This window comes from Streptomyces sp. NPDC059010, assembly GCF_042740355.1.
Lineage (GTDB): Bacteria > Actinomycetota > Actinomycetes > Streptomycetales > Streptomycetaceae > Streptomyces.
In genome coordinates this window covers 63,723-78,826 of record NZ_JBHYJA010000053.1, presented here as the reverse complement: position 1 = coordinate 78,826, position 15,104 = coordinate 63,723, and the positions used below count along the sequence as shown (strand labels likewise).

Annotated in this window: 14 protein-coding genes; 8 read left to right on the top strand and 6 right to left on the bottom strand. The window is 71.0% G+C overall.

The window, feature by feature from the left end; translation table 11 throughout:
• Positions 1 to 182 precede the first annotated feature (182 nt).
• Positions 183 to 539, bottom strand: a complete 357-nt coding sequence (locus ACFWYS_RS39505) for a YciI family protein (protein WP_384780195.1) — start codon at positions 537 to 539, stop codon at positions 183 to 185.
• Between the two features lie 248 nt (positions 540 to 787).
• On the opposite strand from ACFWYS_RS39505, the gene ACFWYS_RS39500 reads away from it, so the two are divergent.
• Positions 788 to 1,228, top strand: coding sequence for an SPW repeat protein (locus tag ACFWYS_RS39500; RefSeq protein ID WP_384780193.1), 441 nt, complete (start codon positions 788 to 790; stop codon positions 1,226 to 1,228).
• An 85-nt stretch (positions 1,229 to 1,313) separates the two neighbouring features.
• Here the strand turns inward: ACFWYS_RS39500 and ACFWYS_RS39495 are convergent, their stop codons facing one another.
• Positions 1,314 to 2,081, bottom strand: a complete 768-nt coding sequence (locus tag ACFWYS_RS39495; RefSeq protein WP_384780208.1) for an ArsR/SmtB family transcription factor — start codon at positions 2,079 to 2,081, stop codon at positions 1,314 to 1,316.
• 198 nt (positions 2,082 to 2,279) lie between these two features.
• Between ACFWYS_RS39495 and ACFWYS_RS39490 the strand changes: the two genes are divergently transcribed.
• The 3 genes from ACFWYS_RS39490 to ACFWYS_RS39480 all read left to right on the top strand — a co-directional run bounded on the left by ACFWYS_RS39490 (position 2,280) and on the right by ACFWYS_RS39480 (position 3,905).
• Positions 2,280 to 2,939, top strand: a complete 660-nt coding sequence (locus tag ACFWYS_RS39490; RefSeq protein ID WP_384780190.1) for a hypothetical protein — start codon at positions 2,280 to 2,282, stop codon at positions 2,937 to 2,939.
• A 62-nt stretch (positions 2,940 to 3,001) separates the two neighbouring features.
• Positions 3,002 to 3,571, top strand: coding sequence for a hypothetical protein (locus ACFWYS_RS39485; protein ID WP_384780187.1), 570 nt, complete (start codon positions 3,002 to 3,004; stop codon positions 3,569 to 3,571).
• A 70-nt stretch (positions 3,572 to 3,641) separates the two neighbouring features.
• Positions 3,642 to 3,905: a GlsB/YeaQ/YmgE family stress response membrane protein gene (locus ACFWYS_RS39480; protein ID WP_384780184.1), complete on the top strand. Its 264-nt coding sequence runs from the start codon at positions 3,642 to 3,644 to the stop codon at positions 3,903 to 3,905.
• Positions 3,906 to 3,969: 64 nt separating this feature from the next.
• On the opposite strand, the gene ACFWYS_RS39475 is transcribed toward ACFWYS_RS39480, so the two are convergent.
• A complete protein-coding gene (locus ACFWYS_RS39475) occupies positions 3,970 to 4,947 on the bottom strand; it encodes an NAD-dependent epimerase/dehydratase family protein (RefSeq protein WP_384780205.1) in 978 nt (325 codons plus the stop codon).
• Between the two features lie 57 nt (positions 4,948 to 5,004).
• A complete protein-coding gene (locus ACFWYS_RS39470) occupies positions 5,005 to 5,781 on the bottom strand; it encodes a GNAT family N-acetyltransferase (protein WP_384780181.1) in 777 nt (258 codons plus the stop codon).
• Positions 5,782 to 5,855: 74 nt separating this feature from the next.
• Between ACFWYS_RS39470 and ACFWYS_RS39465 the strand changes: the two genes are divergently transcribed.
• From ACFWYS_RS39465 to ACFWYS_RS39455, 3 genes are all read left to right on the top strand, one after another.
• The gene (locus ACFWYS_RS39465; protein WP_384780178.1) at positions 5,856 to 6,341 is read left to right on the top strand and encodes a nucleoside deaminase; all 486 of its coding nucleotides are present in this window, start codon (positions 5,856 to 5,858) and stop codon (positions 6,339 to 6,341) included.
• Positions 6,342 to 6,499: 158 nt separating this feature from the next.
• Entirely contained in the window at positions 6,500 to 10,789 is a 4,290-nt protein-coding gene (locus tag ACFWYS_RS39460) for an aminotransferase class I/II-fold pyridoxal phosphate-dependent enzyme (RefSeq protein WP_384780202.1), read from the top strand.
• Between the two features lie 7 nt (positions 10,790 to 10,796).
• Complete coding sequence (locus tag ACFWYS_RS39455; protein WP_384780175.1) at positions 10,797 to 11,525, top strand: class I SAM-dependent methyltransferase; 729 nt, start codon at positions 10,797 to 10,799, stop codon at positions 11,523 to 11,525.
• Here ACFWYS_RS39455 and ACFWYS_RS39450 read toward each other — a convergent pair.
• Positions 11,522 to 12,373 (bottom strand): GNAT family N-acetyltransferase, encoded by an 852-nt coding sequence (locus ACFWYS_RS39450; RefSeq protein WP_384780172.1) that lies wholly within the window; start codon positions 12,371 to 12,373, stop codon positions 11,522 to 11,524. The genes ACFWYS_RS39455 and ACFWYS_RS39450 overlap by 4 nt on opposite strands.
• 230 nt (positions 12,374 to 12,603) lie before the next feature.
• The gene (locus ACFWYS_RS39445) at positions 12,604 to 13,239 is read right to left on the bottom strand and encodes a chaplin (protein ID WP_384780169.1); all 636 of its coding nucleotides are present in this window, start codon (positions 13,237 to 13,239) and stop codon (positions 12,604 to 12,606) included.
• A 270-nt stretch (positions 13,240 to 13,509) separates the two neighbouring features.
• On the opposite strand from ACFWYS_RS39445, the gene ACFWYS_RS39440 reads away from it, so the two are divergent.
• Entirely contained in the window at positions 13,510 to 15,093 is a 1,584-nt protein-coding gene (locus ACFWYS_RS39440) for an alpha/beta hydrolase (protein WP_384780166.1), read from the top strand.
• The last annotated feature ends 11 nt before the right edge of the window (positions 15,094 to 15,104 follow it).

The following is a 15,104-nucleotide window of genomic DNA, read 5'->3' as shown; positions in this document are numbered from 1 at the left end:
TTGTTTCATCTCGCGGGGGGGGCGCGGGGCGCGGGGGTGGGGGGGGGGGGGGGGGGTGGGGGGGGGTGGGGCGTGGCCGCGCGCGGACGGCGGGCGGTGTGTGCCCGCCGCCTGGGCGGGCCGCCGCCCGGCGACCGCGCGGCCGTACTCCGCGCGGAAGACGGCCTCGACGTCCGGGACCGTCACCGGTCCTCGGCCTCGCCCATGAACGGCCGCACCTCGATCGGCAGGGTGGTCGCCAGGGCCAGCCTGCGGCCCCACTCCAGGGCGGCGTCCAGGTCGGGTGCCTTGATCAGGCTGATGCCGCCGAGCATCTCCTTGCCCTCGGCGTACGGCCCGTCGGTGACCAGGACGTCGCCGTCACGGGGCCGCAGCACGGTGGAGGACTCCGGGCCGTGCAGTCCCCCGGCGAACACCCAGGCGCCCGCCTCGCGCAGCTCCCGGTTGAGGGCGTCGAGGTTCTTCTCGATCTCTCCGAGGACCTCCGGGGCGGGCGGCTCCTCGACCGGCTGCATCACATTGAGCAGGTAGTACTTCATGACGGCCTCCTCGGGCGTCGGTGGTGGCGTCGTGGCGGTCTCTCACCTCCTACACGAACGGCCCGCCCCCGGATCGACACCCACGGGCCGACACCGCGCGGATTTTCCGGAGAGCGTCTCCGCTTACATCGTCATGAACCCGTCGACCTCTACACATAAAGAAGAAATAAGCGCAGAATGACCCTAGGCGGCGCCAACCGCACACCGCACCAGACGCGGTCAGGCCTGCGAGTCAAAGGAGACGAGTCATGGCCAACGTCTCGCCCACCAGAGGTGACATAACCAGCCACCCCGATGTATCCGAAATGCGGGATCGCTACGCCCGCATGCTCGGGGGTCGTGATGTGACGCTGCTGGACGGACCGGTGTTCCTGCTCGGTCTGTACTGCGCCGTGTCCCCCTGGATACTCCACTACACGACGAGCCAGCCCGCACTCGTGCCCCACAACCTGGTCGTGGGGATCGCGATCGGCCTGCTGGCCCTCGGGTTCACCCGGGCTCCGGAACGCATGTACGGCCTGAGCTGGGCCTGCTGCGCGATCGGTGTCTGGATGATCATCGCGCCGTGGGTCGTCGGGGACAGCCCGGACGCAGGCGTCGTCGTGAACAACATCATCATCGGCGCACTGGCCGTGATCCTCGGGCTGATGTGCGCCGGTACGGCGGCGAAGAGCACCTCCGGGCCGTAGCGGCGGCCGGAGCGGAACTCACCCAGGCCGGTCCGCACCCGCGGACCGGCCTTTCCACGCCCGCGCCCCGCACCACCGGTCCCGTTCAGCGGGTCGGCATGAGCCACGGCTCCTGCGGCAGCACATGGCCGGTCTCCAGGAGCGACTTGAGGTTGGACAGCACCGCCGGCCAGCCGGACGACACATCGGCGCGGGCACTCTCGTCCGGCAGGTCCTCGTGGGTCACGGTGAGGCGGACGATCTCGGCGTGCCGCTGGATGTCGAAGGTGACCCGGGAGTACTTGTCCTCCTGGCCCTCCTCGTCCGGCGCCGCCCAGGTGGTGACCAGCCGGGTCGGACGCTCGCTCTCCACGACGGTGCCGACCACGTCGGCGACGCCCGAGCCGTCCGTGCGGACGTGCTCCCAGCGGGAACCCGGATGCCAGTCCGAGACGTTGCTGTGCCCCCAGTAGGCGGCGGTCAGGTCGGCGTCGGTGAGCGAGTCCCAGACCTTCTCCGGTGTGCTCTCGATATAGGTGACGTACACGAATGTGGGCTTGTCGGTCATGGCTTCCTCGGCTCGTCGTTTCACTGCCCCGAGCACGCGCAGCCGCGGGGCCTCGAACTTGTCGATCCACCGCTCCTGGATCTCGTGGAGCGGGACCGGATTGAGGTAGTGCAGCTTCTCCCGCCCCCGCCGCACCGTGCTGACCAGGTTGGCGGCCTCCAGGACGGCCAGATGCTGGGTCACCGACTGACGCGCCATGTCGATCCGCGCGCACAGCTCCCCCAGCGTCTGCCCGTTGTCCACGCGCAGCCGGTCCAGGAGCCGCCTGCGTGTGTCGTCGGCCAGCGCCTTGAAGACCTTGTCCATCGCGAGGTCGCTCTCTGATCGCACACTCAAAGTTATGCAGGTAAATGCCTGCATGTCAATCGGCGCTGATTTGATCTATTTGCCCCTTCTATCTGCTATCTGCCGAATAGCTGTTACACGACATATGGGGTTCTGTCATGGGCGGTCCGTAGCGTCGAACGCGTCGGAACGAACCCCCATCGAAGGAACAAATCACTGATGCGTGCCCCCCGCACCCTGCGAACCACCCTCGTCGCCGCCGGCGTCACCGCCGCACTGGGCGTCTCGGCCGCCGGCGCGTTCGCCGCCGACACGCCGGCCACGGCACCGGTCAAGTCCGTGGGCCACGTGAGCCACCAGTCCAAGGCCGAGCGTGTCCACGTGAAGACGGTGAAGCTCGCGGACAAGGTCAGCCGGGCGAAGCTGTACCGCACCGGAAAGGACCGCTACGAGGCGGAGATCTGGGTCAAGGGCCGCAAGTACGGGGCGCTTTACACCGACGGCAGCGTAGCCGCGCGCGCCCAGAACAACGGGCTGCACGTCACCCTGCATCCGAACGGCAAGGTCACGTCCTGGATCGAGCGGGCCAAGCCCAGGCCCACCCCCAAGCCGGTCGTCAATCGCCTCCTGGTCGCCACCCCGACCCTGGCGGACGGCGTGACCACGGCGAAGGTCTACCGGCTCGCCGCCCACCACTACGAGGCCGACATCTTCGCGGACGGCGTACGGCTCGACACCCTCGTCGCGAACGGCCGTGCCGCGTACGGCGAGAACAACGGGCTGAAGGTCGTGCTGAAGCCGGACGGCCAGTTGATCTCGGGCTTCGACGAGACCACGGACCCGGCGCCCGCGCCCACGCCCGGCACCGACCGGCACTGATCAGACACGGCACGAGCCAAAACCGTTCGCCAACCGTCCCCGCCCCCAGGCACGCTGCCCGCATGGATCACGCGGAGGTACTGCTCATCGGAGGACGGGCCGGGGTCGGCAAGACCACGGTGGGCTGGGAGGTCTCGGCCCGGTTGCGGGCCGTGCGGGTCGCGCACGCCGTGATCGACGGCGACTTCATGGGAGCCGTCCATCCGGCGCCGGACGGCGACGCTCACCGGGCCGGCATCACGGAGCGGAACCTGGCCGCCGTATGGGGCAACTACGCCGAGCTCGGCTACCGGCGACTCGTCTATGTGAACACCGTCAGCGTGCTCGACGAGGCCACGCCCATGTTCCGCCGGGCCATGGGCGACGGCATACGGCTGGTGCGGGTTCTGCTCACGGCCACCGACGAGACCGCCGAACTACGGCTCACCGGGCGCGAGCTCGGCTCCGAGCTGGAGCAGGAGGTGAGGAGCAGTGCCCGCAAGGCGCGGCTGCTGGACGAGCGGGCGCCCGCGGACGTCCTGCGCGTGATGACGGACGGCCGCTCGGTGATCGACATCGCCTCCGAGGTGGTGGCCGCCACCGGATGGGCGGCGGCCGACGCGGCGAGCGGCCCGGTGCCGGCCACCAACTGAAGCGGAACGGAGTGTCCCTCCCTCCAGGGGGAACCCGCATCATTGCGGGGACAGGAGGAAGAGGGGCGACATGGAGATCTCGGGCATCATCAGTGCCATCGTGATCGGCATCATCATCGGTGTGCTGGGGCGTCTCGTGGTTCCGGGCCGTCAGCGCATCGGGGTCCTGTGGACGATCCTCGTCGGCATCGTGGCCGCGCTGATCGGTTCGGCCATCGCGGCCGGGCTCGACGTGGGCGACACCGACGGCGTCGACTGGGTCGAGTGGCTCATCCAGATCGGCCTCGCCGCACTGGGCGTGGCCGCGCTCGACCGGGCCAAGGCACACCGCTGACGTCGTACGTCGTTGCCCTGCGGCACGGCGCACGCACGGACGGGGTACGGGGCACACAGGGGCCTTATTTGTGCCCGGCGGCGGCCCGCATCGCGGCGAGGCCGTCGTCGGCCGAGGGATGGGCGGGCGTCCAGCCCAGCTCCCGCTCCGCCTTCGCCGTGGACACCCGCAGCGTCGTCGACATCACGGTGTGCGCGTACGACATGGGCCGGGTCAGCCACCGCGGTACGGTCATCGGCTTCGGCAGCCCGAACTCCTCGGCCACGCGGCGGACATGGGCGCCGAAGCCCGTCGGGGTGCGGTCGGCGATGTTGTACGCCTCGCCGGGCCGCCCGCGTTCGACCGCGGCGGCCACCGCGCGGGCCGCGTCGGTGAGTTCGATCCAGGGCAGGACCCGGCCGTGGTCGGCGGGGACGGGCAGTTGCCGCTTGCGCAGCATGGGCAGGAGGGCGTCGGTGCCACCGGGTCCGTAGAACAGGCCGAAGCGGAGCGCGATCCCCTCCAACCCGGGGGTTTCGAAGGTGAGTTGTTCCTTCACACGCATCGCCGCGATGTGCTGTTCCAGCTCCGGGTTGCGGCCGCGCGGGCCGAACGGGTCGTCCTCGACGATGACCCGGTCGCCGTGGTCGCCGTAGCCGTATCCGAAGACCATCGACTCGGCGACGAGGCGCCGGGCGCCGGTGGCTCGCGCCGCCTCGATCAGGTGGACGGTTCCGTCGGTGCGCAGCGTGTTGGTGGCGTGCATGTCGCGGTGACGCATGGGCGGCCTGCGCAGCGCGGTCGCGGCGTGGATCACCGTGTCGAAGTGGTGGCCGTCGACGGCGCGCAGCAGGGCGTCGCGGTCCAGCAGGTCGGCCCGGATGCCGTTGCCCGGTCCACGGCCGAGGCCGGTGACCTTGTGGCCCGCCTCGGTGAGGGCGTCGGTGATGTGCCCGCCGAGGACACCGCTGGCGCCCGCGAGGAGGATGCTCCGGCTCCGGCCGTTCCGCTCGCCGTGGTCGCTGCGGTCGCTCTGATCCGTGTGGTTCTGGTTCGTCGTCATGACCATGCGACGGATCGGGCGTGCGCGGATGTGACATTCACGCAGGGTGGGCTCCCGCTACGGCACGTACACGTGCGGCGTCGTGGTGGTCAGCGGTGCGAAGCCGAGCCGTTCCAGGATGGGGCGGCTGGCGCTCATCGCGTCGACCTGGAGGTACCGGTAGCCGCGGTCCACGGCGGCGCGCGCCCGGTGCGCGACCAGGGCGCGGTAGATGCCGCGACCGCGCCAGGCCTCGACGGTGCCGCCGCCCCACAGTCCGGCGAACCTCGTGCCGGGCACCAGCTCCATCCGGGCCGCGCTCACCGGTGTGTCCCCGGCCAGCGCGACCACGGCGACCACGGTGTCCGGGTCGGCCGCGAGGCGGGCGAGCAGCTGGTGGCGCATCCGGGAGCTGTCGGTGCCGAACGCCTTCTCGTGCACCTCGGCGACGAGGTCGACGCCCTGCGTGTCGGTCACCGGCAGGACGCGGATGCCCTGCGGCGGCTCGGCGTCCAGGGTCAGCCCGGCGACCTCGCCGATCATCAGCGTCTCCTCGGGCTGGGCCGTGAACCCGGCGTCCCTGAGCCGCTGCCCGAGGTCCACCGGAAGGTCGTGGCCGTACAGCTTCCACTCGAACTCGTGGCCGAGCCCGGTGAAGTGGGCGATCTGCTCGGCGATCGCCGCGTCGGCGTTCGTCTCGTCCAGGTCGGACCATACGACGCCGTTCCACCCGTGTGCGGAGGAGACCTGGCGGACCACGCGCCCGATCCGCTCGACCCGGGCGTCCGGGCTGTCCGGCTGTGCGCCCTCGCGCATATCCCGGTCGTACAGGGCGAGTATCGAGGCATGATCCATGGGATCACTCCAGCACCGGCCGAAGCCGGGGGCAACAGCTTTACCGGTCAACGACATTTCCGAGGTGGTACACCATGGTCCTGAAGGACACCGAACTGCCGTATCTGCGCCGCTGTGTCGAGCTCGCGGCGGAGGCGCTGGAGGAGGGGGACGAGCCCTTCGGTTCGGTGCTCGTGGGGGCGGACGGCGCGGTGCTCGCCGAGGACCACAACAGGGTTGCCTCGGGCGACCGTACCCGGCACCCCGAGTTCGAGCTGGCACGCTGGTCCGCCGCCCATCTGACGCCCGGGGAGCGGGCGGCGGCGACCGTGTACACCTCCGGTGAGCACTGCCCGATGTGCGCGGCCGCGCACGCCTGGGTGGGCCTCGGCCGCATCGTGTACGTCGCCTCCTCCGAGCAACTGGCCGGGTGGCTGGCCGAGTTGGGGGTGCCCGCGCCGCCGGTGCGGACCCTGCCGGTCCGGGAGGTCGCACCGGGTGTGGTGGTGGAGGGTCCGGTGCCGGAGCTGACGGAGGACATCCGCGCACTGCACTTCCGGTTCCACCGGCGAACGGGCTGACCGGGCGGGCTTTTCGGGCGCCGCCTCGTCCGAGTCCGTTCAAGATGCAAGCGATCGTCCGGGGTGCCTACGATCGAAAGTGGACCCAGACCAGGTCGATGGCCCGGTCTCCTCCGACGGGGGGGAGGCGCTTGCACTTGCTTTCGGCTAAGCGGCTGATGACCGCCTATATCGCGTTGGTCGCCGTGGCCACGGTCGTCTACATGACGGTTCCCGCCGCGCTCGCCCCCGTATGGGCCGTCATCGGTCTGTCGGGGGTCGCCGCGATGCTGATCGGCACCCATCTGCACCGTCCTGCCCACCGCTGGCCCTGGTGGGTGCTGGCGGCCGGTCTGCTCGCCTTCATCGCGGGCGACACCTACTACAACGTGATGGAGGCCTACTTCGACGCCTCCAACCCGTTCCCCTCCCCCGCCGACGCCTGCTACCTCGCCTGCTACGCCCTCTTCGCCGTCGGCCTGTACGGCCTGGTGCGCTACCGCTGGGCCGGTCACGACCTGCCCAGTCTGCTCGACGCGCTGATCTTCACCGCGGGCCTCGCACTGCCCGTGTGGGTGTTCCTGGTCCAGCCGCTGACCGAGATCGAGGGGCTGACCTGGGAGCAGCGGGTGATCAGCATCGCCTACCCGCTCGGCGACGTCCTGGTGCTGGCCCTGCTGGCCCGGCTGCTGACACCGGGACCGGTGACGGGGCACAACCGGTCGGTGGGCCTGCTGGTAGTCGGCACGCTGACGCTGCTCTGCTTCGACATCGCCTACGGGATCCTCCAGCTCAACGACCTGTGGCAGACGGGGACCCTGGTCGACTCCGGGTGGATCGCCTTCTACACGGCGTGGGGCCTGGCCGCGCTGCACCCCGCCATGGTCGAGCTGACCGCGTCCGTGCCCCTGCGTGAGTCCCTGCTCCCGCCGCCGCACCGGATCCTGATGCTGGCCGTGGCCACCTTCATCGCCCCGGCGATCCTGCTGCACGAGGGGATCAAGGAGAAGCCGCACGGCGTTCCGGTCATCGCCGCCTTCTCCGGCGTGCTGTTCTTCCTTGTCATCCTGCGTCTGGCGGGCATGGTCGTGGCCCATCGCAGAGCGGTGGAACGGGAGCTGGCGCTGCGCGCGGCAGGGGCCTCGCTGGTCTCGGCGGTCCGCAACGAGGAGGTCGCGCGTTCCTGCGAGGCGGCCGCCGACCGGCTGCTCGGCCCGACCGTCCGCCACCGCACCCTGCTGCTGCCGCCCGAGCGGGCCGCCGGGCTCACCCCGCACCGTGCCCAGCTGGTGGCCGTCGACGCGCTGGACGCCGACATCGCGTCCGGGCTGAGCGATTTCTCGTCCGTCCTGGTGTGCCCCATGACCCCGCCCGACCGTCCGGCCGGGGACATCCCGGGCGCGCTGCTGGTCGCCGGTCCGCCCGGGCGGCTCACGGAGACGCGGAGCTCGCTGGAGATCCTCGCCTCGCACGCGGGCCTGGCCACGGAACGCGTCAAGCTGCGCCAGGAGATCATCCGCCGGGAGAGCGAGGCGTACTTCCGCACCCTCGTGCGCAACGCGTCCGACGTCATCCTGATCCTGGAGGACGACGACACGATCCGGTACGCGAGCCCGTCCGCCGCGTCCGTGTTCGGCAGCACCGACCTGGCCGGCCGGCCGCTGCCGGAGCTGGTGGATCCCCGGGACCGGCACCGGGCGGCCCGGCAGCTGGCGGCCGTACGCGAGATCGGGCCGCGGGCCACCCACGACCACTGGTGGGTGCGCCACCCGGAGGGGCGGGTCGAGGTGGAGGTGCGGTGCAGCGACTTCCGGGACGAGCGCACCGTGGCCGGGCTGGTCGTCACCCTGCGGGACGTCACCGAGCAGCGGCGGCTGGAGCACGAGCTGACCGAGCGGGCGTTCCACGACTCGCTGACCGGCCTGCCGAACCGGACCTTGCTGCTGGAGCGCATCGAGCGGGCCCTGCTGCGCAGCCGCCGGGAGTCCTCGCTGACCTCGCTGCTCTTCATCGACCTGGACGACTTCAAGCTGGTCAACGACACGCTGGGGCACTCGGCGGGCGACCATCTGCTGCGGGACGTCGGCACCCGGCTGTCGCAGACGCTGAGGCGCACCGACACCGCGGCACGCCTGGGCGGCGACGAGTTCGCCGTGCTGATGGAGGACGCGCGCGAGCCGCTCGACGCCGAACTGCTGGCCGCGCAGGTGATCCAGACGCTGAGCAGGCCGTTCGTGCTGGGCGAGGAGTCGGTGACCGTCTCCGCCAGTGTGGGGGTGGCCACGGCGCGGGACAGCACGGATGCCGACGAGCTGCTGGGCCATGCCGACCTCGCGCTGTATGCGGCGAAGGCGGCGGGCAAGCGGCAGTGGCGCCGCTTCCAGCCGATGCTGCACACCCGCATGATCGAGCGGCACGATCTGCAGAGCAGGCTCGCGCAGGCGGTCGCCGGGAAGGAGTTCGCGCTGCGCTACCAGCCGGTCGTGGACATCACGGCGGGTGAGGTCGTCGGCTTCGAGGCGCTGGTCCGCTGGCCGCGTGCCCCGCACCGGCCGGTGGCGCCGGAGCAGTTCATCAGCCTGGCCGAGGAGACCGGGCACATCGCCGTGCTGGGGTCGTGGGTACTGGAGAACGCGGTCCACGACATCGCGGGGCTCCAGCGGCTCCCCCGGCCGACCGATCCGCCGTACGTCAGCGTGAACGTGTCCGCCCGCCAGTTCCGCGACATCGGGTTCGTCGACCAGGTCGGCCAGGCGCTGCGGACCCCGGGACTCGCGCCCGGCTCGCTCCAGCTGGAGCTCACCGAGACGGTGCTGCTGCGCCGCGACGCGCAGATCCAGGGGGTGCTGCACACGCTGAAGGATCTGGGTGTGCACATCGCCATCGACGACTTCGGCACCGGGTTCTCCTCGCTGCGGTATCTGCGGGACTTCCCCATCGATGTGCTGAAGATCGACAAGTCGTACATCGACGACATCACCCGGGACACCCAGCAGGTCGCGCTCGTCGAGGGCATCGTACGTATCGCCGACACGCTGGGGCTGCAGGTGATCGCCGAGGGCATCGAGGACCCCGCCCAGCGGGATCTCCTCGCGGGCATGGGGTGCCGGTTCGGGCAGGGCTTCCTGTTCGCGCGGCCGATGACGGTGGAGCAGAGCCGGCATGTGCTGCGCAGCGACGGGAGCCGCTTCGCGCCGGGCTCCGGTGTGGCGACACGGCAGCCCGACCACCGGAACCTGCCGATGCGCAGCAGGCGGGAGGCGCGCTCGGCGGACCTCGACCATCTGCGGCGCACCAGTCCCATGAGCGACGCCGTCCTCGACGAGGTGCGCGGCCGGCACATCCGCAGCCGGGACCACTGGCTGATCGACTTCGCCTCCTGCAACTACCTCGGTTTCGACTGGGACCCGGAGATAGCCGCCCGGATCCAGCCCGCCGTACGGAATTGGGGCACGCACCCGAGCTGGTCGCGGCTGCTGGGCAGTCCGCGGCTGTACCCGGAGATCGAGGAACGGCTCTCGGCACTGCTGGGTGCCCAGGACACACTGCTGCTGCCGACACTGACCCTCATCCACGCCTCGGTGATCCCGGTCCTGGCCGACGAGGGGAACGTCTTCGTCGAGGCGACCGCGCACCGGACGGTGTACGACGGCTGCCTCGTCGCCCGCGGTCAGGGCGCCACCCTGCGCCGCTTCCACGCCGACCGGCCCGACGAGCTCGACTCGCTGCTGGCGGCGGCGCCGTCCGGTTCGCCCCGGCTGGTCTGCCTGGACGGCGTCAACAGCATGACCGGCAACATCTGCGACCTGCCCACGCTGGCCGCGGTGTGCCGCGACCGGGACGCCACGCTCTACGTGGACGACGCGCACGGCTTCGGTGTGATCGGCGAGCGCGGTCCGGACGAGTCCTGTCCGTACGGCATGCGCGGCAACGGGCTGGTCCGGCACACCGGTGAGTCCTACGACAACGTCGTCCTGGTCGCCGGTTTCTCCAAGGCGTACTCCTCGCTGCTGGCCTTCCTCGCCCTGCCCACGGACCTCAAGAACCGGCTGAAGACGGCCGCCGCGCCCTACCTCTACTCGGGCCCGTCGCCCACCGCGTCCCTGGCCACCGCACTCGCCGGCCTGGACGTCAACGACCAGCGAGGGGACGCCCTGCGCGCCGACCTGTACCGCCGGACGGTCCGGGTCCTGGACCACCTGGATGCGCTGGGCGTCGGCACCCTCAACACCGACCGGCTGCCCATCATCGAGATCCCCCTCGCCGATCCGGCCGACCTGGACTCGGTCGGGGCGTTCCTGTGGCGGGAGGGCATCTATGTGACGCTGGCCGCCTATCCCCTCGTACCGCGTGACCGGGTGGGTTTCCGCGTCCAGATCACGGCGCTCAACTCCGACGAGGACATCGACCGGCTGACCGCCGCGCTGACCCGTCTGTCCGCGCGGTTCCCGCTGCGCCCGAAGAGCTGAGCCCGCGATGATCACACACAACGACGACGTGGACTGGGACAACTGGCCGGTGGCGGACTATCTCGCGGAGAACTACCGCGAGGTGCACCCGTCCGACGCGGCGGTCATCACCCACCACTCGGCGTTCTACCGCCGTCTCCCGCCGGGTTCGCTGGGCTGTTCGGTGGAGTTCGGCGCGGGCCCCAACCTGTATCCGCTCATCCTCGCGGCCGGGGCCAGCCGCCGGGTCGACGCCGTGGAGGCGGGCGCCGGCAACGTCGCCTATCTGGAGCGGCAGCTCCTGGTCGAGCCCGACGCGAGCTGGCTGCCGTTCCACGCGCTGTGCCGTCGGCTCAACCCCGACCTGCCCGCCACCCTGGCCGGAGCACTGGCCCAGGTACGTGTCGTGCACGGCGACGTCCGCGAGCTCCCGCCGGGCGGCTACGACCTGGCGTCGATGCACTTCGTCGCCGAGGGCGCCACCGAGGACTACGCCGAGTTCACCGAGTTCTGCCGGGCGTTCGTACGGTGTGTGGCGCCGGGCGGGTACCTGGTGGCGGCCTTCATGGAGAACATGCCGACCTACCGCATCGGCCCCGCCTCACGCTGGCCGGGCTGCCCGGTGAACCCGGACCTCGTCACGGAGGTGTTCGCCCCGCTGACCGGCAAGCTGGAGGTCACCCGCATCGACACCGACCCGACGCTGCCGGACTACGGGGACTCCGGGATGGTGCTGCTGGCGGGGCGCAGGCGCTAGCCGAGTTCCAGGGAGGTGACGCCGAAGACGCGCTCCTGGGCGTACGGCCGTACGGGGCCCGTGTACATACGGGCCGTTTCGAAGGAGGGGGTGAACCCGGCCTTCTCGGCGAGGGCGACGGCCGCCGCGTTGGTCTCGGGCACGTCTATGGCCACCTCGCGGCCGGGCGCCTGGGCGGTCAGGGCCGCGAACAGGGCCCGTGCGTCCTCGGCGGTGTCGGCGAAGAGCGGGCCGATGCGCGGGCAGTCGTGGCCGGGGCGGATCACGCCGTAGCCGGTGACGAGGTCGCCGCTGCGGCGGACGACGGCGTGGTGTCCGGGGCCGGTGAGCCAGTGGGCGAGGAAGCGGGGGCGGTCGGCGGGGGTGCAGGTGCGGTCGTACGCGGTGATGTCGTCGAGGTCCTCGGGCCGTACGACCCGGACGTCCGGTGCCTCGGAGGCCGGTGCGACGCCGGTGAACCGGAAGGTGCGGTGCGCGAACTCGAAGCCGGAGCGGCGGTAGTTGTCCTGCTGGGCGACGACCCCGTCCAGGCCGACGGTGCGGTTCTCGGCGTGCGCCAGCGCGGTCTTCCAGGTGGTGAGGCCATAGCCACGGCCGCGTACGTCGGGGCGGACCAGGTACCAGCCCAGGAAGGCGTAGTCGGAGCCGTAGTTGACGACGGAGATCGCCGAGACGGGCTCGCCGTCGATCCGGCCGATGAAGAAGCCCTCCGGGTCCTGCGCGAAGAAGGCCGCGCTGTCCGCGACTCCCGGGTTCCAGCCCTCGTCGACGGCCCAGCCGCGGACGACCGGCCAGTCGTCGAGGCCGGCCTGGGTGATGATGAGGTCTTGGGGGGCCTCAGAGGCCATGGGTTCGCTCCATTCCGTGGGGGATCCGCGTGCACACCGGGGGGGGATCCGCGCGCACACGGTGATCGACCGTGCTCGCAGCATCCTTTCGGATCGGCCGCGAGGGCGTCACGGCATGATCAAGCCGTTGCCGCACAAGGGGGTACGACCGGACGGATGTGCGCATGACGAAGGCCCCACCGTCCGCACGGTGGGGCCTTGCGTGCCGCGCGTGCGAGGCGCGGGTCAGCTCACCGCCCGGGGCGGAAGCGCCGGTACAGGATGGCGCCGCCCAGCATGAGCACCGCGCCGCCTGCCGCGGCCGCGGCGAGGGTCTCGTCCGATCCCGTGTGGGCGAGGGCGCCCCTCGGGCCGTGGGGGACGAAGGCGGGCGGCTCCGCCTTGGGCCGCGGGTGGTGCGCCCTCGGCTTGGGCGCCGGCTTGGTGCTGGGGGACGGTCCGTCGCCGTTCACCGACTCGTTGCCGGTCGCCGCGTTGCCGACGCCGACCACGTTCACGGAGTTGCCGCTGACGTTCACCGGGAGGTGCACGGGGAGCTGGACGGTGTTGCCGGACCCGACGCCCGGCGAATCCTTTCCGCTTCCCTCGGCCACTGCCCCGCCGCGCGCGGAGCCCTTCTTTCCGTGGCCGTCCTGGTTGGTGCACTTGTTGCCCATGGCGGGGTTGAGCAGCCCCACCACGTTCACGGTGTTCCCGCACACGTTCACCGGGACGTGCACCGGGAGCTGGACGGTGTTGCCGGACAGCAGTCCCGGGGAGTCGGCCGCGGCACCGTGTGCTGCGGAATCGGCATACGCCGGGACCGTCACAGCCATCGCGCCGGTGGCGGCGAAGGCGATCACACCGTTTCGGGTAACCCGCTTCATAGGTTCCCTGCCTTCCAGACATGGTCTCGGGCACTCGCCCGCATCGGATAAAACGCAGGCGAACCATTCGAGTTATGGCTTATCGGCCTTTCACCCCATCGAGTGGCACGCTTGTCGAACTAGTGGCAAAAGCGCCCGATAGGAACGCAAAGGGCGCAGGATACGCCCGTCCGGGCGGTCCCGCACGCCCGGAGGCGGTCGTTCCGGGGCCCGCTTATCGTGATCGAGGACGCCGTTTCCCGGTCCGCGACGGGCGTCCTGGAGGCATTCATGCCGGCAAAGCTGTCAACGCGGCCCATGCTGCGTCGCTGCGCCCTCGCCGGTGCGGCCGGGATCGTCCTGCTCGGTACGGGACTGCCCGCGGCCACGGACGACGACGGGCCCGACCTCAGCCGCTTCTACCGGCAGAAGGTCGCCTGGGCGAAGTGTCCGGGCGAGGGACTGCCGAAGGACATGCAGTGCGGCAAGGTCACCGTCCCCCTCGACTACGCCCGCCCGAAGGCGGGGACCCTCGATCTGGCGCTCGCCCGCTACCGGGCCACCGGCGAGAAGCGGGGCTCGGTGCTGCTGAACTTCGGCGGTCCTGGCGGTGCCGGCATCCCTGAATTCGCCTCCGGCGGCAAGGAGTTCATGGAGCTGACGGACAACTACGACATCGTGACGTTCGATCCGCGCGGCGTCGGCAGGTCCTCGCCGGTCAGCTGCGGGGACCGCGAGGAGAACATCGGCGTGGCGGACGACGGCACCGAGGTCGACCGCCATCCGCAGGACGTGCTCAAGCAGTTGCGGCAGGCGGCCGCCGCCTGCGCCCGGCACTCCGGGCCCGTGCTCCCCCACATAGGCACGGTCAACGCCTCGCGCGACATGGACGTGATGCGCCAGGCCCTCGGCGACAAGAAGCTCAACTACCTGGGCTTCTCCTACGGCACCCGGCTCGGCGCGGTGTACGCCGCCCAGTTCCCCGAGAAGGTCGGCCGCATGGTGCTCGACGGCGTGGACACGCTGACCGAACCGCTGACCGAGCAGGGCGTGGCGGGCGCCCAGGGCCAGCAGAAGGCGCTGGACGACTTCATCAACTGGTGCGTGAAGGACATCGCCTGTCCGTTCGGGCAGGACGCGCGCGAGGCCCGCAAGCAGGTCGTACGGCTCGTCGAGTCGCTGGACGAGAACCCGGTGCCGTCGGCCTTCGGCGAGCCGTTCACCGGGCAGGACCTGGTCGGCGCGATCGGACACGCGCTCTACAGCGAGGAGTTGTGGCCCTCCCTGGAACGGGGGCTCGCCGCGCTGATCGAGGACGGTGACACGCACACCATCGAGTCCTTCGCCGGCGGCCGGGCCGCGCCCACGGGCCGGGAGGAGAGCGGCGACCCCGACGGCGGTCTGGTGGACGCCGAGGACGTCCCCCTCGACAACGTTCCGGCCGCGCTGATGGCGATCAACTGCGCGGACGACCCCGACCGGCCCACCGCCGGGCAGATCGTCCGCAACCTCGACCGGCTGCGCGCCGAGTACGAGCAGGCGTCGCCGGTCTTCGGGCTCTACCGGCTCACCGAGGTCCTGATGTGCTACGGCCGCCCCAAGGGCACGGACTTCATCCGCGACGAGGTGAAGGACGTGCACACTCCGAAGGTGCTCCTCGTGGGCACCCGGGGCGACCCGGCGACGCCGTACCGCTGGACCATGGAGACGGCCCGGCGGCTCGGCTCCTCGGCCGTGGTCCTGGACAACAAGGGCGGCGGCCACACCGGATACGGCTCCTCCAAGTGCGTGCACAACAAGGTCGACGCCTTCCTGCTGTACGGCACACTGCCGCCCGACGGGAGTTCCTGCGGTATCGAGGAGGAGCGGGAGTAGGGCCGTGGCGA